Raw genomic sequence first — 22,904 nt, 5'->3', positions numbered from 1 at the left:
GCCAAGCATTCGCTGATCACTGCGCCAGTTCAGACAAGATTAATGTGAAAGCCGCTTCAGCGACCCAAGAATCTCCCCCACCCCCTCGCAAGGGGGAGATAAACGGTCATGACTTTCATGATCAGGAATATCTGGAAAAGTCATGACCGTTAAACGAAGCCACCGTCCTGGTCAACCAGTTCGTCGTACGGCCGACCCATCTGGTCGAGGCTGGCAAGCAGTTGCGCGCTGGTCGTGCGCAACCTCTGCGAGAGCATCACCACCAGTGCCATCAGGATCTTGGCGCCCAGAATGGGTTGTTCGAGAATGATGCGCGCAAGGTTCTCGCGCGTCAGGACGCCGACCACCGTGCCTGCATCGGCAATACAGGTCGCAGAACGCGGATGACCGTCGATCAACGACATCTCACCGAGCGTCTTGCCGTTGGCAACGATGGCGATCAGGCGTGGCAGATTGCTGCCAGCCTGTTTGAGGACCTCGATGCGCCCCTCGATCACGAACAGCATGAAGTCCCCCTCGTCACCCTCACGCAGCACCTCCTGGCCGGTCTGTGCCCGGTACACCTGCATGAATGGGCTGATCAGGCCGACCTCTGCAAGACTCAGGTCCTCAAACAGGGGGGAATAGGGAAGCAAGGCGTGCACCTGCGTGGCGAACGGCGTCGCATCGCCCAGATATTCAAGTTGTGACAAGCATCGGTCAGCCATGGGTTGCAGGATCACTCGACGGTGACCGACTTTGCCAGATTGCGTGGCTTGTCTACGTCGGTTCCACGCACCAGCGCGACATGGTAAGCGAGCAGTTGCAGCGGCACCACGTGCAACAAGGCCGAGAGGGCGCCGTAGTGCTCGGGCAGCTGCAAGACTTGAATTCCGTTCGATTCCTTCATTTCACTGTCCGCATCGGCAAACACATAGAGCTCCCCGCCACGGGCGCGTACTTCCTGCAGATTGGACTTGAGTTTTTCCAGCAGGGCATCGTTGGGCGCGACGGCAATGACCGGCATGTCGCGATCGACTAGCGCCAAGGGGCCATGCTTGAGTTCGCCGGCCGGGTAAGCCTCGGCATGAATATAGGAGATTTCCTTGAGCTTGAGCGCACCTTCCATGGCAATCGGGTAATGCCGGCCACGCCCCAGGAACAGGGCATGCTGCTTCATCGAGAAGCGCTCCGCCCATTCACGAATCTGTGGTTCGAGTTCGAGGATCTTGGCCACCGCCATCGGCAGATGCCGTACCGCATGCAATTCGGCGGCCTCTTCCGGCCTGTCAAGACGCTGGCGAACCTTGGCCAGCACCAGCGTCAGCAGGTAGAGCGCGGCGAGTTGCGTGGTAAACGCCTTGGTCGAGGCCACACCGATTTCCGGACCCGCACGGGTAATGAAACGCAGGCTGTTCTCGCGCACCAGCGAAGACTCGGGGACGTTGCAGATACAGAGCGTGTACTGCATGCCCAAGGCCTTGGCATGTTGCAGCGCAGCCAGCGTGTCGGCGGTTTCGCCTGATTGAGAGATGGTCACGACCAGAGTCTGCGGGTCGGGCACCGAGTCACGATAGCGATACTCGCTGGCCACTTCCACTGAACACGGGATGCCGGCGATCGACTCGAGCCAGTAACGGGCAACCAGCCCGGCGTGATAGCTGGTTCCGCAGGCGATGATCAAAACCTGCCGGACCTCGCCAAGGATCGTTTCGCTTTCGGCACCGAAGATCCCGGGCTGGATGCTGCGCGCCGCACCGAGCATCTCGAGCGTGTTGGCCAGCGCGACCGGCTGCTCGAAGATCTCCTTCTGCATGTAGTGCCGGTAATTGCCCAACTCGATCGCCTCTGCCGAGAGTTGAGATTCGCTCTCGGGACGCTCCACCGGCGTCCCATTGACCCGCGTGATGCGGTAACTGCCGCGCATCAACTCGGCGCAGTCCCCGTTATCCAGATAGACCATCCGGCGCGTGACCTGCACCAGTGCCGAGGCATCGGACGCTGCGTAGCAGGCGTCATCGCTGAGGCCGAGCAGCAAGGGTGCGCCTTCGCGCGCGACCACCACTCGGCTCGGGTCCGATTCCCGCAGCACGGCAATCGCGTAGGCCCCCTGCAGTTGCGCGATCGCCTGACGAACAGCGCTCAGAAAGTCCGGGGTGGTCTTCAGTTCATGAGCAATCAGGTGCGCCACCACTTCAGTATCGGTATCCGAGGTGAATTGGTAACCCAGCGCCTTGAGGCGTCCACGCAGAGGTTCGTGGTTTTCGATGATCCCGTTGTGCACCACGGCCAGACCGGCGGAGATATGCGGGTGGGCATTGCGTTCACAGGGAACGCCATGCGTGGCCCAGCGCGTGTGTGCGATGCCGGTATCGCCGGCAACATGCGACTCATCGACCTGCGCGGTCAGTTCGGCAACACGGCCGACCGAGCGCAACCGGCGTAGACCTCGGGCGTCGATCAGGGCGAGACCTGCCGAATCGTAGCCACGATATTCGAGCTTGCGCAAGCCTTCGAGAAGAACAGGAACGATATTGCGGTCAGCGACCGCAGCAACGATGCCACACATGGTCAGATCATTTCTTCTGTGGCCGTTTCCAGCCGGGGATGGAAATCTGCCGGGCACGCGAGATGGTCAGCGTGTCTGGCGGAGCGTCCTTGGTCAGCGTCGTCCCGGCACCCAGCGTGGCGCCACGACCCACCGTGACCGGTGCGACCAACTGCGTATCGGAGCCGATAAAGGCATCGTCCTCGATGATGGTCTTGAACTTGTTGGCGCCATCATAGTTGCAGGTAATCGTGCCGGCACCAATGTTGACCCGGCTGCCGACGACCGCATCGCCGACATAGGCCAGGTGATTGGCCTTCGAAAGCGCTGCAAACTGGCTGTTCTTGAGTTCGACAAAGTTGCCGACATGGACACCGGCGGCGAGTTCAGTCCCCGGACGCAAACGGGCGAAAGGTCCGATCACGCCATCCGGTCCGACAGTCGCGCCTTCAATGTGACTAAAGGCGGCCAGACGGGAACCGGCACCGATACGGGCATTCTTCAGCACACAGGCAGGTCCGACCTCGACAGCTTCTTCGAGAACCACCCGGCCCTCGAAAACGCAGTTCACGTCGATGAATACATCGCGCCCACAGAGCAGTTCGCCACGCACATCGATGCGTGCCGGGTCAGCAAGGCGAACGCCCTGCTCCATCAGACGTTCGGCGATTCGACGTTGGGCAACCCGCTCGAGTTGGGCAAGTTGCCCCTTGCTATTGACTCCCAGTACCTCCGCTTCGCTCTGTGCTGGTGTCGTACGGATCGGCACGCCTGCGGCAACCGCCATCCCGACGATGTCGGTCAGGTAGTACTCCTGCTGCGCGTTGTCGTTCGAAAGCTGGCCAAGCCAATCGGACAGGTAGACCGTCGGTAGTGCGACGATGCCGGTATTCACTTCACGAATCGCTCGCTCCGCGGCCCTGGCGTCCTTCTGCTCGACGATGCGCACCACCTCGCCGGCTGCGTTGCGGACGATTCGACCGTAGCCGTCGGGGTCGGCGAGTTCGACGGTCAGAATGGCCAGGGCGTCGCGCGCCGCATGCACTAATTGCTTGAGCGTTTCCGTTTGAATCAGGGGCACGTCACCGTAGAGTACCAGTGTTGTCCCGGCGGAGCCCAGATGCGGCAGGGCCTGCATGACGGCGTGACCAGTCCCGAGTTGCGGCTCCTGCAGGACCCAGACCAGGTCCGGAGCATCGATCGTCGTCCGCACGGCATCAGCGCCGTGCCCATAGACAACACAGAGGCGTTGCGGCACGAGGCTGCGGGCGGTGTCCAGCACGTGCGCGAGAAGCGCCTTGCCGGCCAGTGGATGCAGTACCTTGGGCAAATTGGAATGCATGCGCTTGCCCTGCCCGGCAGCGAGAATGACGATATTCATGAACAGGAACCCGGTAGAACGCGATGGTTGGAGTTTCTCCTGCTGCCTGCCCTCGCACGGCAACAGTACGCCGGTGGACGAGCCAGATCCGGAGCCGATCGGCACCACGACAGTTGCTAATCGGCTTGCCGTATATTATTTCAGTTTCAGACGTGAACAACTCACAATAATGTCACGCTTCGGTGCCGTTCTTGACCTAACGGTCATGACTTTCATGATCGGGGTGCCTGGAAAAATCATGACCGTTTCCCCCTCTCTCACGCGAGTGGAGAGGGAAAATTCTTGAGTTGCTGACGCGACTTGCACATTAAAAAAACCGTCATTGCCGCGGCCAGCAGCAACGACGGCGCGAATTGCATTCGTCACAGAATGCAATTCATGATGAGACGTGTCACCGCGGCAGATCGGAACGACCCATCAGGAAAGCATCCACTTCACGCGCGCATTGCCGACCTTCGCGAATTGCCCAGACGACGAGCGACTGGCCGCGCCGCATGTCGCCGGCGGCAAACACTTTCGCGACACTGGTGGCGTAACAGCCTTGCCCATCGGTCGTCGCCTTGACGTTGCCGCGTGCGTCGAGCTCAACCGCCAGTTGCTCCAGCAGGCCTTGCCTGACCGGCGAGACAAAGCCCATGGCCAGCAATACCAGGTCGGCCGCAATCTCGGTTTCGCTGCCGGGAACTTCCTGCATGCGGCCTTCGCTCCAGTCGACGCGAACCACCTTGAGGGCTTTCACCTTGCCATTCTCACCAACGAACTCCTTGGTCGAAACAGCAAAGTCGCGCGCGCAACCTTCTTCGTGCGAAGAGGAGGTCCGCAGCTTGAGCGGCCAATACGGCCAGGTCAGGCTCTTGTTCTCCTGCTCCGGTGGTTGCGGCATCACCTCGAACTGGGTAACCGACAGCGCGCCATGCCGGTTGCTGGTGCCGACGCAGTCGGAACCCGTATCGCCACCACCGATCACGACCACCCGCTTGCCAGTGGCGAGAATTTGCGCGGGCACTGGGTCACCGGCGTTGACCCGGTTCTGTTGCGGCAGGAACTCCATCGCGAAATGCACGCCGTCGAGGTCGCGGCCGGGCACGCTGAGGTCACGCGGCAACTCGGCGCCACCGGCGACGATGAGCGCGTCAAAGTCGGCCAACAACTGCGCTACCGGCACTGCCTTGGCACCGCTGCCGCCAATCTCCTGGTTGACACGAAACTCGACGCCCTCAGCCTGCATCTGCTCGATGCGGCGATCGATATGCGATTTCTCGAACTTGAAGTCGGGAATTCCGTAGCGCATCAGGCCACCTACACGGTCGTTCTTTTCAAAGACGACCACCGCATGCCCGACGCGCGCCAGCTGCTGGGCAGCCGCCAGGCCGGCCGGGCCGGAACCGACGATGGCCACTTTCCTGCCGGTCCTGACTTTCGGCGGCTGCGGAACGATCCAGTTCTTTTCCCAACCCTTGTCGACGATCGCATGCTCGATCGATTTGATGCCCACCGGGTCGGTGTTGATATTGAGCGTACACGCCGCTTCGCAGGGTGCCGGGCAGATCCGGCCGGTGAAATCCGGAAAATTGTTGGTGGAATGCAGTACCGCCAGCGCCTGTTCCCAATGGCCACGGTAAACCAGGTCATTCCAGTCAGGAATGATGTTATTGACCGGGCAGCCGGTGTTGCAGAACGGAATCCCGCAATCCATACAGCGAGCCCCTTGCTGCTTCGCCTGCTCGTCGGTGAGGGTCCTGACAAATTCGCGGTAGTGCTTCAGGCGCAATGCGGCGGGCTCACTGGCCTCCGCCAGACGCTGATATTCGATGAATCCAGTCGGCTTACCCATGCTTATGCTGCCTCCAATTGCTTTTGCGCTGCCAGTTCGCTGAGCACCCGACGGTACTCATGTGGCATGATCTTCACGAAGCGTCTGCGACACCGCTCCCAGTCATTGAGCAATCGCAGCGCCTGCCGGCTGCCGGTATACCGATAGTGTTTGTCGATCAGTCCCTTGAGCAGCACTTCGTCGATTACCCCGAGATGGCGTACATCCACTTTGCCGTGACCCTCGAGATCATCGCCGGCGTCGCTGACCTGGCGGGCCACCAGTTCCTCCTCGACCGGCTCCAGCGACACCTGCGCCATATTGCAGCGCGACTCGAAGCTCCCTTCTTCATCAAGCACGTAAGCCACGCCACCGGACATGCCCGCCGCAAAGTTGCGGCCGGTCATGCCGAGCACGACGACGGTACCACCGGTCATGTACTCGCAGCCATGGTCACCAACTCCCTCGACGACGGCGGTGGCCCCCGAGTTGCGAACAGCAAAGCGCTCGCCGGCGACACCGGCAAAGAACGCCTCGCCCTCGATCGCGCCATAAAGGACGGTATTGCCCACGATGATGTTGTGCATCGTCTCACCACGGAAACCGGCACTCGGACGGACAATGATCCGTCCACCCGACAAACCTTTGCCGACGTAGTCATTGGCTTCACCAATCAGGTCCAGGGTCACTCCGCGCGCCAAGAAGGCACCGAAGGTCTGCCCGGCGGTACCGGTGAAATGAATCTCGATGGTGCCGTCGGGCAATCCGGCGTGCCCGTAGATCTCCGCCACTCGACCGGACAACATCGCCCCGACGGTTCGATTGATGTTGCGCAACGGCAGGTCGATCCTAACTTTCTCGCGATGATCCAGAGCCGGTTGGGCGAGTGTAATCAGCTGATTATCGAGCGCCTTTGCCAGACCGTGATCCTGTTGTTCGCACTGAAATACTGGTGCGCCGGTTGGGTTTTCCGGGCGGTGAAAAATACGGCTGTAGTCAAGCCCCTGTGCCTTCCAGTGACTGATCCCCTTTTGCATGTCGAGCAGATCACTGCGGCCGATCAACTCGTTGAAACTGCGAATGCCGAGCTGTGCCATCAGTTCGCGCACTTCCTCGGCGACAAAGAAGAAGTAATTGACGACATGTTCGGGCTGACCGGAAAACCGGCGGCGCAGCACCGGATCCTGCGTGGCCACACCCACTGGACAGGTGTTGAGGTGACATTTGCGCATCATGATGCAACCTTCGACGACGAGCGGCGCCGTCGCGAAACCAAACTCGTCGGCGCCGAGCAGCGCACCGATCAGGACATCACGCCCGGTTTTCATCTGCCCGTCAACCTGTACCCGAACACGCCCACGCAGGCAGTTGAGCACCAGCGTCTGCTGGGTCTCGGCAAGACCCAGCTCCCATGGCGAACCCGCGTGCTTGATCGACGATTGCGGGCTGGCGCCTGTGCCGCCGTCATGGCCGGCGATCACCAGATGGTCGGCCTTGGCCTTGGTCACGCCGGCCGCAACCGTACCGACACCGATTTCGGAGACCAGTTTGACGCTGATCGAGGCCCTGGAGTTGGTGTTCTTCAGATCGTGAATGAGCTGCGCCAAGTCTTCGATCGAGTAGATGTCGTGATGCGGTGGTGGCGAAATGAGTCCGACACCGGGCACCGAGTGGCGGAGGTAGCCGATGTATTCGGACACCTTGTGACCTGGCAACTGCCCTCCTTCACCCGGCTTGGCACCCTGCGCCATCTTGATCTGGATTTGGTCGGCGTTGACCAGATACTCGGTCGTCACCCCGAAACGCCCGGAAGCAACCTGCTTGATCGCCGAGCGCAGGCTGTCGCCAGGCTGCAACTGATAGTCGCGTTCGATGCGCGTCCTGCCGACCACATCGGAAACCTTTTCATTGCCTTTGAGCATTTTGAAGCGTGCCGGATCCTCGCCACCCTCGCCGGTATTCGACTTGCCGCCGAGGCGGTTCATGGCAATCGCCAGGGTGCTGTGGGCTTCGGTTGAAATCGACCCGAGCGACATCGCTCCGGTGGCAAAACGCTTGACGATTTCCTTGGCCGGCTCGACTTCATCAAGCGGCACCGGCGCACCGGCGGGCTTCAACTCGAACAGTCCACGTAGCGTCATGTGGCGCCGCGTCTGGTCATTGATCAGTTGCGCGTATTCCCTGTAGGTCTCGTACTTGCCTGTACGCGTGGCATGTTGCAGCTTGGCGATCGCATCCGGTGTCCACATGTGCTCTTCGCCGCGCACGCGATAAGCGTATTCACCACCGGCATCGAGCATGGTCGCCAACACCGGGTCGTCACCAAAAGCTTGTTTGTGCAGGCGAATCGCCTCCTCCATGACTTCGAAGACACCGATTCCTTCCACCTGCGTCGACGTGCCGGTGAAATACTTGTCGACCATCTTCTTCTGCAGACCAATGGCTTCGAAGATCTGTGCCCCAGTATAGGACATATAGGTCGAGATGCCCATCTTGGACATGACCTTGAGCAGACCCTTGCCGACGCCCTTGATGAAATGCCTGATGGCCTTATCACCTTTCTCGGCATCGCCACCGGCGATCTGCTGCAGGGTTTCAAGAGCCAGATAGGGGTGCACCGCTTCCGCCCCGTAACCGGCCAGCAAGGCAAAATGATGCGTCTCGCGCGCAGCGCCGGTTTCGACTACCAGGCCGACCCTGGTACGCAACCCCTTGGTCACCAGATGGTGATGCACCGCCGAAGTCGCCAGCAGCGCCGGGATTGCAACATGCGTCGCGTCGACCCGGCGATCCGAGACGATGAGGATGCTCGATCCCTTGTGCACATGATCCTCGGCTTCGGCGCACAGCGACGCCAGCCGGGCCTCGACGCCTTCGTGACCCCAGGCCAGCGGATAGCAGATGTCGAGCTCGGCGGAGTGGAACTTGTTGCCAGTGTAGGTCGCAATACGGCGTAACTTTGCCATGTTGTCGAAATCGAGAACCGGCTGCGCGACTTCAAGACGATACGGCGGATTGATTTCGTTGATCCCGAGCAGGTTCGGCTTGGGGCCGATGAAGGACACCAGCGACATCACCAGTTGCTCGCGGATCGGGTCGATTGGTGGATTGGTAACCTGTGCGAACAACTGTCGAAAATAGTTGAACAGTGGCTTGCTGCGATTCGACAGAACGGCCAGCGGCGAATCATTGCCCATCGAGCCGGTGGCCTCTTCACCCGAGGTGGCCATCGGCTCGAGAATGAATTTGAGGTCTTCCTGACTATAACCGAAGGCCTGCTGACGGTCGAGCAAAGGGACCGAACAGGCACTCGGCGCAACGTTCTTCGGCACGGGCAGGTCGTCGAGCTTGATGTTGATGCGGCTCAGCCAATCCTGATAAGGCTTGGTCAGCGCCAGCGTATCCTTCAGTTCCGCATCGTTGATGATGCGTCCCTGGTCGAGATCGATGAGAAACATCTTGCCTGGTTGCAGGCGCCACTTCTTGACAATCCGCTCCTCGGGAATCGGCAGCACACCGGCCTCCGACGCCATCACGACCAGATCGTCGTCGGTGACCAGGTAACGGGCCGGACGCAGGCCGTTACGGTCAAGGGTGGCGCCGATCTGGCGCCCATCGGTGAAGGCCACGGCTGCCGGGCCATCCCAGGGCTCGATCATGGCCGCATGGTACTTGTAGAATGCTCCCCGCCTCTCGTCCATCAGCGTGTGCGATTCCCAGGCTTCGGGAATCAGCATCATCATCGCGTGCGCGAGCGAATAACCGCCCATCACCAATAGCTCGAGCGCATTGTCGAAGGAGGCAGAATCGGACTGCCCCGGATAAATCAGTGGCCAGATCTTTTCCAGATCGGCGCCAAGCAGCGGCGATGAAGTCCCCTTCTCACGCGCGCGCATCCAATTGTAATTGCCGCGCAGGGTATTGATCTCGCCGTTGTGCGCAATCATCCGGAACGGATGGGCGAGTTGCCAGGTCGGAAAGGTATTCGTCGAGAAACGCTGGTGAGCCAGCGCCATCGCCGAAATGCAACGCGGGTCCTTGAGGTCGGTGTAGTACTCGCCGACCTGGTGGGCGAGCAGCAAACCCTTGTAAACGATCGTCCGCGCCGACATCGACGGCTGGTAGAACTCCTTGCTGTGCTTCAGCCCGAGCGCCTGAATGGCGTTGGCCGCGCTGCGGCGGATCACGTAAAGCTTGCGCTCGAGTGCGTCGGTGACCATGATGTCCGATCCACGACCAACGAAGATCTGGCGAATCACCGGTTCCCTGGCACGCACCGTCGGTGACATCGGCAGGGCGTGGTCGACCGGCACATCGCGCCAACCCAGAACGATCTGGTGCTCCGAACGGACGGCACGCTCGATTGCTTCCTGACAGGCCAGGCGCGAAGCAGACTCCTTGGGCAGAAACACCATCCCTACGCCATAGTCGCCGGGTTGCGGAAGCAAGATACCCTGCCTGGCCATCTCCTCACGAAACAAGCCGTCCGGAATCTGGATCAGGATCCCGGCGCCGTCTCCCATCAGCGGGTCGGCGCCCACCGCGCCGCGGTGATCGAGATTCTTCAGAATCAGCAGGCCCTGCTCGATGATCGAGTGACTCTTCTTGCCCCGGATGTGCGCTACAAAACCGACGCCGCAGGCATCGTGCTCGTTGGCCGGGTCGTAAAGCCCCTGCCCTTCAGGTATGGCCGCATTCATCACACTCGAATCCTCAAAAAACAAAGACATTACCCGGTCAAGCCCTGACTGGAACGTCACGGCGTCCGGCGCTAAGCCGATCGTCCGGGTCACTCACGGGGACTGGCGACTATACCCTGAATAGCCCAACCATTCAAGATGCTGCGCCGCACCAAGGAAGTGCACGAACTCGTCTCTCTGGCACCGAAAAGAGGCGCCCGATGCTCTTGCAAGGCTGTCCAAGCGATCAGCGTCGCAAGCTAAAAAATAAGCAAAATTCATGCCTAATAACAGAATCGTTCGCGCTTCAGTTTCAATACCCCCTGCGGCAAGCCATCACCGCAGGAAAGACGATCGTCAGCACAGCGCCGGGAGCTTGGCTGGAAACGCAGAAAGCGGCTGAAACAGAACCGTCTCCAGGACAAACATCAACAGGCGGCCTGATCCACCGCCGCACCTCCGATGGCATCCTTTGGTTATGCGCTTCTGACAAGCCGATCATCATTAATGTGAAAGTCGCGTCAGCGACTCACGAATCTCCCTCCCCCTCGCGGGGGCGAAGGCGGGGTTTCGCGGAGCACTGCTCCGCGCCGCCGTAGCCAGCCCGCGATGCAGCGCGGGCCGTGGGAGGGTTGGGGGAGAGGGAAACGGTCATGACTTTCATGATCGGGGGTGCCCGGAAAAGTCATGACCGTTAGCCTGATGTTCTATGGCAATGCCACTTGCAAAATTCCGGGCGAATCGCTTATAGTGCGTCGTGCATTACCAAAGTCATATTGTATGAAGGTATGGCAGGAAGTCGACTTTCTGCTGGTCTACTTGGGGTGAATGTCAGAAAGGATAGTCATGAGCACCGTCACCAAAGTCGTTGAGAAGGTTGATCCTCGCGAAATTCGTCGCAGGCTTGGTTTGAATCAGCAGCAGTTCTGGTCCAAGATCGGCGTGACGCAGAGTGGCGGTTCGCGATATGAAAGCGGCCGCAATATGCCCAAGCCGGTACGTGAGTTGCTCAGGCTCGTCCATGTCGAGCAGATCGACATCCAGCGCCTCAAACGTGAAGACATTGAAGTTCTCGAATACGTGAAGGCGGAAGATCCGGAACTCTTCAAGACCCTCAAGAAGGCGGCCAAGAACAAGCTCAAGAAGCCTGCCTGAGAGTTCGTTCTATGCGTTCTGCAGATTCCCCGGCCTGTTCCACGGAGACAGAGCCTGACAGCACGACGGAATATCCGTGGCCAATCCGGGGAACGTGGCAGGTTTCTGAAAGTGTCCGGGCAATTGGCGGGTCGCCACTGCGCTGACCAGCGTGTGGGCCTCGTCTTGAGGCCATTCACGACAGACTCAGCATTTCCCTGGCATGCTGGCGGGTAATCGATGTAATGTCGATGCCGCCGAGCATGCGCGCAATTTCCTCGACCCGTGCCTCTCCTTCGAGTGTGGCAACGTGGCTGCGAACCGATCCTGCCCGAGTCGTCTTGCTGACCTGCCATTGCCAGTTGGCGCGTGCGGCAACCTGAGGCAGGTGCGTCACACAAAGAACCTGTCTTTCCTCTCCCAACTCGCGCAGCAAACGACCGACGACTTCGGCAACCCCCCCACCGATTCCGACATCGACCTCGTCGAAGATCAGCGTCGGTACGCTTGCCGCCTGACTGGTGACCACCTGAATGGCGAGACTGATCCGTGAGAGTTCGCCACCGGAAGCGACCTTGGCCAGCGATCGCGGTTCACTACCGGCCAGGCCGGCGATACGAAACTCGACCTGTTCAAATCCGGCAGCATTCCCGCCTGTGACCGGCAACAAGCCAAGCTCGAAGCGGCCTCCAGAAAGCGCCAACTGTTGCATGACCTGGCTGACCTCTCGGCCGAGATCCTCGGCTGCCTGGGCGCGTTTGCCGGATAGACGCTGCCCGAGCTGTTCATACTGCGCACGGGCGGCCGTGGCACGCGCCGCCAGGGCCGCGAGGTCGGCAGTCTCACCCAGGACACTCAGTCGCTCCTGCCCGCGCGCCAGTAGCCCTGGCAGGTCATCGGGAGTACAGCGGAATTTGCGTGTGCAACCCAGGACCGCTTCGATGCGTTGTTCGACTTCCACCAGACGCCGTGGGTCAAGTTCGATACGATGGGTGTAACGATGCAGGGCAGAGGCCGCTTCGCTGAGTTCGGCCTGCACAGATTGCAACAGATCGGTGATTTCGGATAGCGCCGGATCGTACTCGCAAAGCCCATCCAGGCGATTGACCGCGGCGGCGACCTGGGCCGCACAAGCGGCATCGCCCTCGGCCAATACCTGCAAGGAGAACTGCGCCCCTTCGAGAAGACTGGCTGCATGGCCCAAACGTTTGTGCTCCTCGTTCAGAAGCTGCCATTCTTCGGTCGAGAAGTTAAGTGTTTGCAGTTCACGAACCTGCCATTCCAGTTGCTCGCGCTCGGCTGCCAGGGCCTCACTGCCACTGCTGGCGGTATCAAACAGCGTCTTGGCCGCGCGCCAGTTGCGCCATGCGGTGGCCACTTCGGCGAGCAGGGGTTCGAGCCGGGCATGCGAATCGAGCAGAGCGCGCTGCGCTTCGCTGCGCAGCAGCGACTGATGCGCATGCTGCCCGTGGATGTCGACCAACGATTCGGCCACCTCCCGCAACTGCTGGACGGTCACTGGCGAACCATTCAGATAAGCACGCGAACGGCCGCTGGCATCCAGTACGCGACGCAGCAGCAAGACGCCCTGCGTATCCAGATCATGCGCCTGTAGCCAGGCAGCAGCCGCCGGCGAAGCCGTAAGGTCGAACTCGGCACTCACCTCCGCACGCTCGCTGCCGGCGCGAATGAGGCCTGCGTCGGCGCGCTCACCCAGGGCGAATGCCAGGGCGTCGACGAGAATCGACTTGCCGGCCCCGGTCTCGCCGGTCAGCGCGCCAAATCCTTGCTGAAACTCGAGTTCCAGCTGGTCGACCAGCACGAAGTCGCGAATCGTCAAACGACAGAGCATAAGGGGATCGTCAGTCTCGTCGTCACGGCAGTGGGTCAATGTTCCTTGGGTCGCTCGCTCCAGTGCAGCTTTTGTCGGAGCATGGCGAAATAGCTGTAACCCGGTGGATGCAACAGACAGATCGAATATTCGGAGCGACGAATACGTATGGAATCCTCGTTGCGGAGGTCGACCGTCACCTGGCCATCGAAGTGGGCACGCGAATCGGTGGCGTGCACGATCCTGATCTCGATTTCGTTGCGGTCACTGACCAGAATTGGCCGGTTGGTCAGGGCGTGCGGGCAGAGCGGAACCAGGGCGATGGCAGAAACCTGCGGATGCAGGATCGGGCCATTGGCCGAGAGCGCGTAGGCCGTCGAGCCGGTGGAGGTGGCGACGATCAGGCCGTCCGAGCGCAGGTGGTAAATGAACTCGCCGTCGATGAACAATTCGAGTTCGATCATCCGCCCGATCGCGCCCTTGTCTACCACCACATCGTTCAACGCCAGGTTGGAAACGAGACTACGCTCGCCACGCACGACATCGGCATCGAGCAGCATGCGCGTTTCCGGAACGAACCTGCCGTCCAGAAGGTCGTCCATGCAAGTCAGCATGTCGCTACGTGCGATGTCGGTCATGAAGCCGAGACGCCCCTGGTTTACACCGACCAGAGGCACCCGATAACGGGCCAGTTGGCGGGCAGCATTGAGCATGGTACCGTCGCCACCGACGACGATGGCGATGTCGGCATGGGCACCGAGCCACGCGAAACTGCCGCTCGCCCAGCTCCCGAGTTCCAGATGCGAGATGACGTTCCTGGCGGTCTCTTCCTCGATCAATACGGTGATGCCGCGTTCGTGCAGGTAATGGGCCAGCAGGCGAGTCGACTCGGCAATCTCCGGACTGTGGTACTTTCCGACCAGCGCAATCGTCCGGGGTAGCGGCGCGCAATCGGTCGAATCTTCTGGAAAGGCGTTGTTCATGCGCGAATTAAACCACAATTCCGCCTGCTTCCGCGGCACCCCGTGATCAATGGAATTTTTGTAGAATCGGACCCATGCTAGACGACCGCGCCAAAACGCTCCTCAAGACCCTGATCGAACGCTATATTGCCGAAGGGCAACCGGTCGGCTCGCGCGCCCTGTCCCGGTACTCGCGCCTCGATCTGTCGGCAGCAACCGTTCGTAATGTCATGGCCGATCTCGAAGAAATTGGTCTGATCGCCAGCCCGCATACTTCTGCCGGGCGGGTGCCCACGTCACGCGGCTACCGTTTTTTTGTCGATACTCTGCTGACTGTCCAGCCGCTCGAAAAGGACAAGCTCGACGCCATCGAGGAACAGTTGCTTCCCTCGCAGCCTTCGCAATTGATCAGCAAGGCTTCGCACTTGTTGTCCGGGCTGACCCATTTTGCCGGCATCGTCCTGGCGCCACGCCGTCTGACGCCGAAGATCCGTCAGATGGAGTTCGTCAGCTTGTCAGAGAAGCGGATTCTGCTGATCCTGGTCACTTCTGACGGCGATGTGCAGAATCGCCTGCTCTTCCCTGGACGCGCCTATACACCATCCGAACTGGTCGCCGCGACCAACTATCTGAATCAACATTTTGTCGGCCAGGATTTCGAGTCGATCAGTCGCCGCCTCCAGGAAGACCTGCAGAAACTGCGCGGCGATCTGCAGACGCTGATGGCCGCGGCACTGACGGCCGGTGACGAAGCCATGCGTGGATCGGACAACCGCTATGTGATTTCAGGCGAACGCAACCTGCTTGAAGTCGAGGAATTCTCGTCGAACATGCGACGGTTGCGCGAATTGTTCAACCTCTTCGAGCAGCAAACCTCGCTGATGCAACTGCTTGATCTCTCGAAGCGTGCCGAAGGGGTACAAATCTTCATCGGTGGCGAATCGGGACTGGCTCCTCTTGACGAGTGCAGCGTGGTCACTGCACCTTATGCCGTGGACGGTGAAGTGGTCGGCTCGGTGGGCGTCATCGGTCCAACCCGCATGGCCTACGAGCGGGTCATTCCGATCGTCGAAATTACCGCCCGATTGCTCTCTTCAGCGCTGACCTATCAGGCCAGATACTGATGCCAGGTTATTTCCCGGAACCGGCCTACCGCCACGATTCATCCGCGAACAGCGCCGTCCTGCTGATCAACCTGGGGACACCGGCAGCGCCGACGGCCACCGCGGTGCGACGCTACCTCAAGGAGTTCCTCTCCGATCCGCGCGTCGTCGAGATTCCGCGCGCTGTCTGGTGGCTGATTCTCAACGGTATCGTCCTCAATATTCGACCGCGCCGGTCGGCGGAAAAGTACGCGGCGGTGTGGACTGCCGAAGGCTCGCCACTGCGCGTGCATGTCGAACGTCAGGCCAAGTTGCTGCGTGGCTTGCTTGGGCAGGCCGGACATCGGGTCCTCGTCGATTTCGCCATGCGTTATGGTGAGCCATCGATTCCGGAACAGCTCTCCCGGCTCAAGGCCGAGGGCTGCACGCGCATTCTGTTGCTGCCACTCTATCCACAGTACTCGGCGAGCACCACGGCCAGTGCATTCGATGCGGCTGGCACCTGGCTGCAACGCGTGCGCAATCAGCCGGAAATACGTACGGTCAGGAATTTTGCCGATCACCCCGGCTACATCGCGGCACTGGCAGCGAGTGCGCGCGAGCACTGGTTCAGCCACGCCCGGCCCGATCGATCGTATCGTCTGGTCATGAGCTTTCATGGACTGCCGCGCTACACGCTGGACAAGGGCGACCCCTACCACTGCGAGTGCCACAAGACCGGCCGCCTGCTTGCCGAGGCATTGGGTCTGGGTCAGGAACAATACCAGGTCTGCTTTCAGTCGCGTTTCGGCCGTGCCGAATGGCTGCAGCCATATACCGCACCAACCCTCAAGGCGCTGGCAACACAGGGCGTGCAGCGGGTCGACGTGATCTGCCCGGGCTTTCCGGCAGATTGCCTTGAGACGCTCGAAGAAATCGCCATCGAAGGCCGGAGTGCGTTCATGCAGGCCGGCGGCAGGGAATTCCACTACCTCCCCTGCCTCAACGAGCGTGATGACTGGATTCGCGCACTCGCCGACCTGGCCGCCAGCCACCTGCAGGGCTGGCCGACCCGCAGTGCTCCGGACCCGGCCAGCCGTGAACTCGGCGCCTTGCGCGCGCGCGCCCTGGGCGCCTCGTCCTGAGGATCTATTCCATGGCTTCGTACAGGGGCAGGGTCAGGAACTCCGGGTATTCCGGTGTCAGCGACATCTTGTCGAAAATGACCGCTGCCTGATCGTAGGTGGCGGTATCTTCTCCCTGAGCACTGACCGTGGCTTTCACCTTGAGCAATTCTTCGGCGATCATGCCGCGCACCATCTCGACGGTCACCTTGCGGCCGTCATCGAGAACGCCTTTGGGCGAAACCACCCATTGCCAGACCTGCGAACGCGAGATCTCGGCTGTGGCGGCGTCTTCCATCAGGTTGTGGATCGGCACGCAGCCGTTGCCGGCGAGCCAGCTACCGAGGTAGTGAATGCCCACGTTGATGTTGTTGCGCACCCCGGCTTCGGTGATCGGTTGCGATGGCTGGAAGTTGAGGAAATCCGTTGCCGTGAAGGTCTCGTCGCGCTGCTTTTCCCACTGGTTCGGGCGATCGCCGAGCACCTTCTGAAACTCCTCGGCGGCGATCGCCACCAACCCTGGGTGGGCCACCCAACCGCCGTCGAAGCCGTCATTGGCGTCGCGCGTCTTGTCGTGACGGATGCCTGCCAGCGCCTTTTCGTTGGCCACCGGATCGTTCTTGATCGGAATCAGCGCGCTCATGCCGCCCATCGCCGGCGCGCCGCGCTTGTGGCAAATCTTGACCAGTTGCAGCGCGTAGCTGCGCATGAAGGGAACCTCCATGGTGATTGCGCCACGATTGGCCAGGCAGAAGTCCGGGTTCTTCTTGAACTTCTTGATGCACGAGAAGATGTAGTCCCACCGTCCGGCGTTGAGTCCGGCCGAGTGTTCGCGCAGTTCGTAGAGGATTTCCTCCATCTCGAAGGTGGCGAGGATGGTCTCGACCAGCACGGTAGCCTTGATGGTGCCGCGCGGCAGGCCGATGTGCTCCTGCGCCATGATGAAAATATCGTTCCACAGGCGCGCTTCGAGATGCGATTCCATCTTCGGCAGATAGTAGAAGGGGCCAGCACCGCGCGCGATCTGCTCTCTGGCGTTGTGGAAAAAGATGAGTCCGAAGTCGAAGATGCCGCCGGAAACGCGCTGACCATCGACGGTCACGTGTTTTTCGTCGAGGTGCCAGCCGCGTGGACGAATCTGCAGCGTGGCGATGGTCTCGTTGAGTGCATATTTCTTGCCGGCTTCGTTGGTGAACGACAACTGGCGCCGAATGGCTTCGTAGAGGTTGACCTGGCCCTGGATCTGGTTGTCCCACTTCGGACTGTTCGAGTCCTCGAAGTCGCTCATGTACGAATCGGCACCCGAGTTGTAGGCGTTGATGATCATCTTGGCTTCGACCGGGCCGGTGATTTCGGTACGGCGACGCTCAAGCGCTTTCGGCAGCGGTGCAATTTTCCAGTCGCCGTCGCGGATGGACCGGGTTTCCGGCAGAAAGTCGGGCATCTCGCCAGCGTCGATCCGTTCCTGGCGAGCAACACGCGCCTGCAGCAGTTCCTGGCGGCGACCCTCGAAAGCGCGGTGCAGTTTGGCGACCAGAGCCAGCGCCTCGGGGGTGAGAATGGTTTCGTAACCGGGTTGGATCGGTGCGTTGATTTGCATGCCGGCGGGTAGATTGAGGCTCATGTGATGACTCCTGTCGATGGGTGATGATGCAATGCAGCGATTCTATTGAAGGCTGTAATCAAAGATAATAGCGATCGGAATCAAATTATCTTTTACTTCTGGTATCGAATCGGCGAGATGGACCATCTCAAGCAAATCGAGGCCTTCGTTAACGCAGCGACGCGTGGCAGTCTCTCGGCAGCGGCACAGCTTGAAGGGATCACGCCGGCAGTGATCGGCCGCCGGCTCGATGCCCTGGAGGCACGCCTTGGCGTCAAGTTGCTGCTGCGCACCACGCGCAAGCTGTCGCTGACCTTCGAAGGGCAGGCTTTCCTTGAGGACTGTCAGCGCATCCTCAACGATCTGGCAAATGCCGAAGCAGCGGTTTCACTGGGTGGCATTCGTGCCAGCGGTCACCTCAAGGTGTCGGCACCGGCTGGCTTTGGGCGTCGGCATGTCGCGCCGCAAGTGGCTACCTTCATGCAGGCCAATCCACAAGTCACCGTGCGGCTTGACCTGACCGATCGGCTCGTCGATCTGCTCAATGAGGGCGTTGACTGTGCGGTACGGATCGGCGAAATGGCCGATTCGAGCCTGGCGAGCAGCAAACTCGGTGAAATGCGTCGTGTCATCGTTGCCAGCCCGGCCTACCTGGCTGAATACGGGGCGCCTCGTACGCCGGACGAACTGGCTGCGCACAACTGCCTGTCGCTTGGCCAACAACGTGGGTGGGCCCTGCGCCAGGGCCCGGGAGGTGAGGTGAGAAACCACAAGGTGTCGGGCACCTTCGAGTGCAATGACGGTGCGGTGTTACATACCTGGGCGCTGGCCGGCAAGGGCCTGGCCTGGCGATCGATGTGGGAGGTGGGTGACGATTTGCAGAGTGGCCGGCTCGTTTCCCTGCTCGACGAGCATGCGGCACCCAGTGTCGGCATCTACGCCGTATTTCCGCAACGCCGGCATTTGCCTTTGCGTGTTCGGCTGTTTATCGATCAGCTCAAGACGACTTTCGGTAACCCGCAATACTGGGGGCTTGGCCACTGAACATCCGTCTGCCGCGTGACGAAAAGCGCGTCAGACCGGCCACCGGATCACCCCGCATTATTGGCAGCCCGCTTGGCGGCTCGCAGCAACGCTTTCCTGGTTTTTTCTGCCCGGATGTGCGCGAGTGCCTGCGCCTTGTTGCACTCCTTGCAATAGGAATGCAGGCCATCCGCACTTCGTGAATTCTTGTGAAATTCCAGCACCGATTTTTCTTGCTTGCACTTGACGCAGATTTTCGTAGTCATGGGAGAACGTAAAGGTTAGGAAAGATAGAAGGATCAGAGGCCATATAGCAAAATCATAAATTGAATTAATTGAATTCTCTGTGATCAATGGCACACTTTATCTCAATGCACCGTCGTCATTTCCTGGAACCTTTCGCCGGGACCCTCCCTGCCGCGTCATTGAATACTCGGCCTCATCAAAAAATCATGCATATCAGTATGGTATGTTGGAATACAGGGACGCTTCGGGAGGCGCAGCCGGATCGTGCAACGCGATCGGCGAGAGCAGAGGGAAAAAATGGAAGGATCAGCCGGTTTGAAATGAATAAGCAGGCGCTATGCCTTTGTATAAATTTTTTTTATTTAAAGGCGGGTCAGGCGGCAGTTCCCTGGTGCTACTGGCGAGAGATCACCGGTAGGGGTAAAGAATTCTGACAGTCTGTGGCGAACGCCGCGCTCGACGATGTCACACCCGGCCGCGTACGCTGCTCCGGGAGGACGGCACCCGCCTCCGTACCGATCAGGCCGCGTCAAACGGCGCGTGGACCGCGGAGCGTCGCGCTGAGCAAAGCTTCGACGTCGACCGCGTCGACCTGCTCCGGCTGCATGAATTGTCGCGCGTAGTCGAGATATACCCCGGCGCGCAGGAAGAGTGCGAACAACTCCGGATCGATGTGCTGCTCCTGTTGCATCCGGGACATGATGGCCAGCGCTTCCGACAGCGTCTTGCCTTTCTTGTAGGGTCGGTCAACTGCTGTCAAGGCTTCGAAAATGTCGGCGATGGCCATCATTCTCGCCAGCGGACTCATTTGCTCACGCCTGAGTTGCCGCGGATAGCCGCTGCCATCCATCTTCTCGTGGTGCCCACCGGCGATTTCCGGCACTTGCCGGAGATGTTTCGGGAAAGGCAGTTGCGAAAGCATGATCAGCGTCTGCACGATATGCTCGTTGATCTTGTAGCGTTCCTCTGTCGATAAGGTGCCACGGGCGACAGAAAGGTTGTAAAGCTCGCCCCGGTTGTATAGCAGGTGCGGAACCTGCATGCGAAATCCCCAGCGGTTGTTTTCCGGCATGCGATCCTGCGCTGGCCTGGCGATGAGGTGCTCCGGCTTGTCGGCGAGTAGCGCTTCGGCAACGGGCAGTGCTGCGCAAGGTGCGTGCGCCTTGCGCAGTTTCTCTTCCTGCGAGATGCCGATGCGGTCATCGAGTGTACGCAGCCAGGTCCGCGCGGCGATCGTCTGCAGGCGATCGACACTTTCCGGCGCCATGAATTCACCGCCTTCGTTGCATCGGGCAACGAAGGCGAAGTCGTCGTCGAGCTGCTGCAGTTCGGCGGCAAGCTGGCGGCGCACCGTCTCGGCGTCCTTGCCGGCGGCAATGGCCCGCAGGCTGCCGATTTCTGCATCACGTTTGAGCACTTCAAAGCGCATCCGTATTTCGTGAATACGGTCATGGATGGTTTCCAGCTTGGTGGCCTTGTCCACCACGTATTCGGGTGTCGTCACCTTGCCGCAGTCATGTAGCCAGGCGGCCACGTGCAATACTTCCCAATCATCCCCGGACAACTGAAAGTCCTGGTAGGGACCACTACGGGCAGCGCACGCTGCGCGTGCCAGCATCTTGGTCAGTTCCGGAACGCGTGCGCAGTGCCCGCCCGTATAGGGACTCTTGGCATCAATTGCCGCCGCGATCAGTTGGATGAACGCTTCGAACAGATCCTTCTGAGCCTTGATCAATGCCTTGCTTTCGAGTGATACGGCCGCCGACCCGGAAAGCGCCTTGACGAAGCTCAGGCGGCTGCTGTCCGTTTCCGTCTCGCTGAGCAGGATCATGGCCCCGACCAATTCGCTCTTGCGGTTACACAGCGGAACGGCAATGGCGTGGTTCGTCCCGGCCCAGTCCGCGGTCGCCAACCCCAGGCGATCCAGGTCTTCGGGTTGTAGCCGGCCGGCACGGGCGATGCCGTCGGCCAATGCAGCGCCGAGCAACGGGCCGGCGTGCGCGACATCGAGCGCGGGCAATTCGCCGGTCAACGCCGAACCGTTGTCGTCGAGCGCCACGGCCGGGTTGAGCTGACTGGCTTCGGCCAGGTAAAGCACGCCGGCCCGTGCCTCGGAGGCCGAGAGCGTATCGGCGAGCAAGCGCGGCAACAAGCGGTCGAAATTCTGCTCGGCGGCGACGGTCTGGCTGATGTCCAGAAAGCGATGGATGGTTCTCTTCATCCCGTCCATGGTCAAAGCAAGCTCGGTGACTTCCTGGATCGAAGATTCCAGGACAATCGGCCGAGAAAATTCGAAATGGCGGATCGCTTCGGCTTCGCTGGCCAGGCGGCGCAGCGACCGGGAAATACTCTGTGCCAGCAGCCAGGTCAGCGGAATCGACAACAGCAGAACGAGCAGCGTGGCCGTTGCCGATTGACGTACCACTTGCAGCGCACCGGCCATCAGCTCGTTTTCAGGGATGGCGGTGACCAGGTAGAGTGGCGGCACGCCTTCGAGCATGAGGCGGTTAACCGATACTCGCCACTCGTTGCCAGCCATCTTGACGCCGAGCGCATACGCCGCCTCCTGACCCTGCATCTGCCTGACGACGGCCAGGAGCGGTACCAGTACCGGCACAGCCAGCTCGTCGATTCTCGCCAGCGACGGTTTGCCATCACTTGCCGGTGAGGCCAGTACCATCCGCGAGATATCCTCGTAGGCCAGTACATAGCCTTGGGCGTTAACGAGCACCATCTCGCTTCCCAGGGTCACCTTTTGTCCGGCCAGTGACTTGCCGAGCGTATCGAGCAGGATGTCCGCACCGACCACCGATCGTCCGCCGCCGGCACGACTGGCCAGGGTCGTGCCGACCCGCCGGCTCGAGAAAAAGAGGTACGGCGGCGTCTTGACCTGCGTCGGCGAGGCCTGTCCTTCGGCATACCAGATCCGGTCACGCGGATCATAGGCCGCAGCGTAGTCCGGACGGTCGTCGTCGCGCAGGGTCTGCAGAGCCGCGTCAAGATAAATAAAACGACCGCGTGGTGCGGCCCCAAGCCGCTCGATGCTCTGCACGACGTAGCTCGCGCCGGCCGGCGCTCGCGCGGCTTCGCTCGCGCTGCCATGGCCAACACGTCCAACCAGGAAGAAGTCGCCATTGTCGTAACCGATGTAGAGCGAAGACAGTGCCGGCGAACTGTCGAGCGCCTGGCGCATGAACTCCAGACTGTCGAGACGCTCCTTGAGCGAGGTCGCGCTGGTCACACGCTGCAGGCTCAACAGATGGGTGGCCACCTCCGCCGGTTCGATGATGCGCCGCATTTCAAGCAGTGCCGAACGGCTGATGCGCGCCGTCAGGTCGGCAGCGGATTCTTCCAGCAGCTTGCTGCTGAGTTGATAGCCAATGCCGCCAAGAACACCGCAAACGAGAAGTATCAGCGCCAGAAACAGCGTCGAAATGTGGATGTGCAATGGGTAGCGATGGTGCATGACCGGCCCCTGTGGCGAATCCCGAATAACGCA

General features: G+C 60.5%; 13 protein-coding genes. 4 read left to right on the top strand and 9 right to left on the bottom strand.

Annotated elements, in window-relative coordinates; genetic code table 11:
* Window positions 1-149 precede the first annotated feature (149 nt).
* From V5B39_RS02845 to gltB, 5 genes are all read right to left on the bottom strand, one after another.
* Window positions 150-692, bottom strand: coding sequence for a cyclic nucleotide-binding domain-containing protein (locus V5B39_RS02845; protein WP_332341297.1), 543 nt, complete (start codon window positions 690-692; stop codon window positions 150-152).
* 26 nt (window positions 693-718) lie between these two features.
* Window positions 719-2,548: a glutamine--fructose-6-phosphate transaminase (isomerizing) gene (gene glmS, locus V5B39_RS02840; RefSeq protein ID WP_332341296.1), complete on the bottom strand. Its 1,830-nt coding sequence runs from the start codon at window positions 2,546-2,548 to the stop codon at window positions 719-721.
* Between the two features lie 7 nt (window positions 2,549-2,555).
* Window positions 2,556-3,908, bottom strand: a complete 1,353-nt coding sequence (gene glmU, locus V5B39_RS02835; RefSeq protein ID WP_332341295.1) for a bifunctional UDP-N-acetylglucosamine diphosphorylase/glucosamine-1-phosphate N-acetyltransferase GlmU — start codon at window positions 3,906-3,908, stop codon at window positions 2,556-2,558.
* Between the two features lie 391 nt (window positions 3,909-4,299).
* Window positions 4,300-5,742 carry a glutamate synthase subunit beta gene (locus V5B39_RS02830; protein WP_332341294.1) on the bottom strand — a complete coding sequence of 481 codons (1,443 nt, stop codon included), beginning with the start codon at window positions 5,740-5,742 and terminating at the stop codon, window positions 4,300-4,302.
* A 2-nt stretch (window positions 5,743-5,744) separates the two neighbouring features.
* Window positions 5,745-10,421, bottom strand: coding sequence for a glutamate synthase large subunit (gene gltB, locus V5B39_RS02825; RefSeq protein WP_332341293.1), 4,677 nt, complete (start codon window positions 10,419-10,421; stop codon window positions 5,745-5,747).
* Between the two features lie 825 nt (window positions 10,422-11,246).
* Between gltB and V5B39_RS02820 the strand changes: the two genes are divergently transcribed.
* Window positions 11,247-11,555, top strand: a complete 309-nt coding sequence (locus V5B39_RS02820) for a helix-turn-helix domain-containing protein (protein ID WP_332341292.1) — start codon at window positions 11,247-11,249, stop codon at window positions 11,553-11,555.
* A 175-nt stretch (window positions 11,556-11,730) separates the two neighbouring features.
* On the opposite strand, the gene recN is transcribed toward V5B39_RS02820, so the two are convergent.
* Window positions 11,731-13,386, bottom strand: a complete 1,656-nt coding sequence (gene recN, locus V5B39_RS02815) for a DNA repair protein RecN (RefSeq protein ID WP_332341291.1) — start codon at window positions 13,384-13,386, stop codon at window positions 11,731-11,733.
* 35 nt (window positions 13,387-13,421) lie between these two features.
* The gene (locus V5B39_RS02810) at window positions 13,422-14,348 is read right to left on the bottom strand and encodes an NAD kinase (protein WP_332341290.1); all 927 of its coding nucleotides are present in this window, start codon (window positions 14,346-14,348) and stop codon (window positions 13,422-13,424) included.
* A gap of 74 nt (window positions 14,349-14,422) precedes the next feature.
* Between V5B39_RS02810 and hrcA the strand changes: the two genes are divergently transcribed.
* Window positions 14,423-15,451 carry a heat-inducible transcriptional repressor HrcA gene (gene hrcA, locus V5B39_RS02805; RefSeq protein ID WP_332341288.1) on the top strand — a complete coding sequence of 343 codons (1,029 nt, stop codon included), beginning with the start codon at window positions 14,423-14,425 and terminating at the stop codon, window positions 15,449-15,451.
* A complete protein-coding gene (gene hemH, locus V5B39_RS02800; protein ID WP_332341287.1) occupies window positions 15,451-16,554 on the top strand; it encodes a ferrochelatase in 1,104 nt (367 codons plus the stop codon). Before hrcA ends, hemH begins: the two co-directional genes overlap by 1 nt.
* Window positions 16,555-16,558: 4 nt before the next feature.
* Here hemH and aceB read toward each other — a convergent pair whose 3' ends face one another.
* Window positions 16,559-18,157, bottom strand: coding sequence for a malate synthase A (gene aceB, locus V5B39_RS02795; protein ID WP_332341286.1), 1,599 nt, complete (start codon window positions 18,155-18,157; stop codon window positions 16,559-16,561).
* Between the two features lie 117 nt (window positions 18,158-18,274).
* Here aceB and V5B39_RS02790 point away from each other — a divergent pair, with 117 nt between their 5' ends.
* Complete coding sequence (locus V5B39_RS02790) at window positions 18,275-19,180, top strand: LysR family transcriptional regulator (protein ID WP_332341285.1); 906 nt, start codon at window positions 18,275-18,277, stop codon at window positions 19,178-19,180.
* A 754-nt stretch (window positions 19,181-19,934) separates the two neighbouring features.
* Here the strand turns inward: V5B39_RS02790 and V5B39_RS02785 are convergent.
* The gene (locus V5B39_RS02785; RefSeq protein WP_332341284.1) at window positions 19,935-22,871 is read right to left on the bottom strand and encodes an HD domain-containing phosphohydrolase; all 2,937 of its coding nucleotides are present in this window, start codon (window positions 22,869-22,871) and stop codon (window positions 19,935-19,937) included.
* Between the last annotated feature and the right edge of the window lie 33 nt (window positions 22,872-22,904).

It is taken from the genome of Accumulibacter sp. (genome assembly GCF_036625275.1).
Taxonomy (GTDB): Bacteria; Pseudomonadota; Gammaproteobacteria; order Burkholderiales; family Rhodocyclaceae; genus Accumulibacter.
This window is presented reverse-complemented; position numbering and strand designations above follow the sequence as displayed.

Excerpts from the sequence above, each read along its gene's own strand:
- glmS (WP_332341296.1), bottom strand. The coding sequence starts at position 2,548 with ATGTGTGGCATCGTTGCTGCGGTCGCTGACCGCAATATCGTTCCTGTT.
- glmU (WP_332341295.1), bottom strand. The coding sequence starts at position 3,908 with ATGAATATCGTCATTCTCGCTGCCGGGCAGGGCAAGCGCATGCATTCC.
- V5B39_RS02830 (WP_332341294.1), bottom strand. The coding sequence starts at position 5,742 with ATGGGTAAGCCGACTGGATTCATCGAATATCAGCGTCTGGCGGAGGCC.
- gltB (WP_332341293.1), bottom strand. The coding sequence starts at position 10,421 with ATGAATGCGGCCATACCTGAAGGGCAGGGGCTTTACGACCCGGCCAAC.
- V5B39_RS02820 (WP_332341292.1), top strand. The coding sequence starts at position 11,247 with ATGAGCACCGTCACCAAAGTCGTTGAGAAGGTTGATCCTCGCGAAATT.
- recN (WP_332341291.1), bottom strand. The coding sequence starts at position 13,386 with ATGCTCTGTCGTTTGACGATTCGCGACTTCGTGCTGGTCGACCAGCTG.
- V5B39_RS02810 (WP_332341290.1), bottom strand. The coding sequence starts at position 14,348 with ATGAACAACGCCTTTCCAGAAGATTCGACCGATTGCGCGCCGCTACCC.
- hrcA (WP_332341288.1), top strand. The coding sequence starts at position 14,423 with ATGCTAGACGACCGCGCCAAAACGCTCCTCAAGACCCTGATCGAACGC.
- hemH (WP_332341287.1), top strand. The coding sequence starts at position 15,451 with ATGCCAGGTTATTTCCCGGAACCGGCCTACCGCCACGATTCATCCGCG.
- aceB (WP_332341286.1), bottom strand. The coding sequence starts at position 18,157 with ATGAGCCTCAATCTACCCGCCGGCATGCAAATCAACGCACCGATCCAA.
- V5B39_RS02790 (WP_332341285.1), top strand. The coding sequence starts at position 18,275 with ATGGACCATCTCAAGCAAATCGAGGCCTTCGTTAACGCAGCGACGCGT.
- V5B39_RS02785 (WP_332341284.1), bottom strand. The coding sequence starts at position 22,871 with ATGCACCATCGCTACCCATTGCACATCCACATTTCGACGCTGTTTCTG.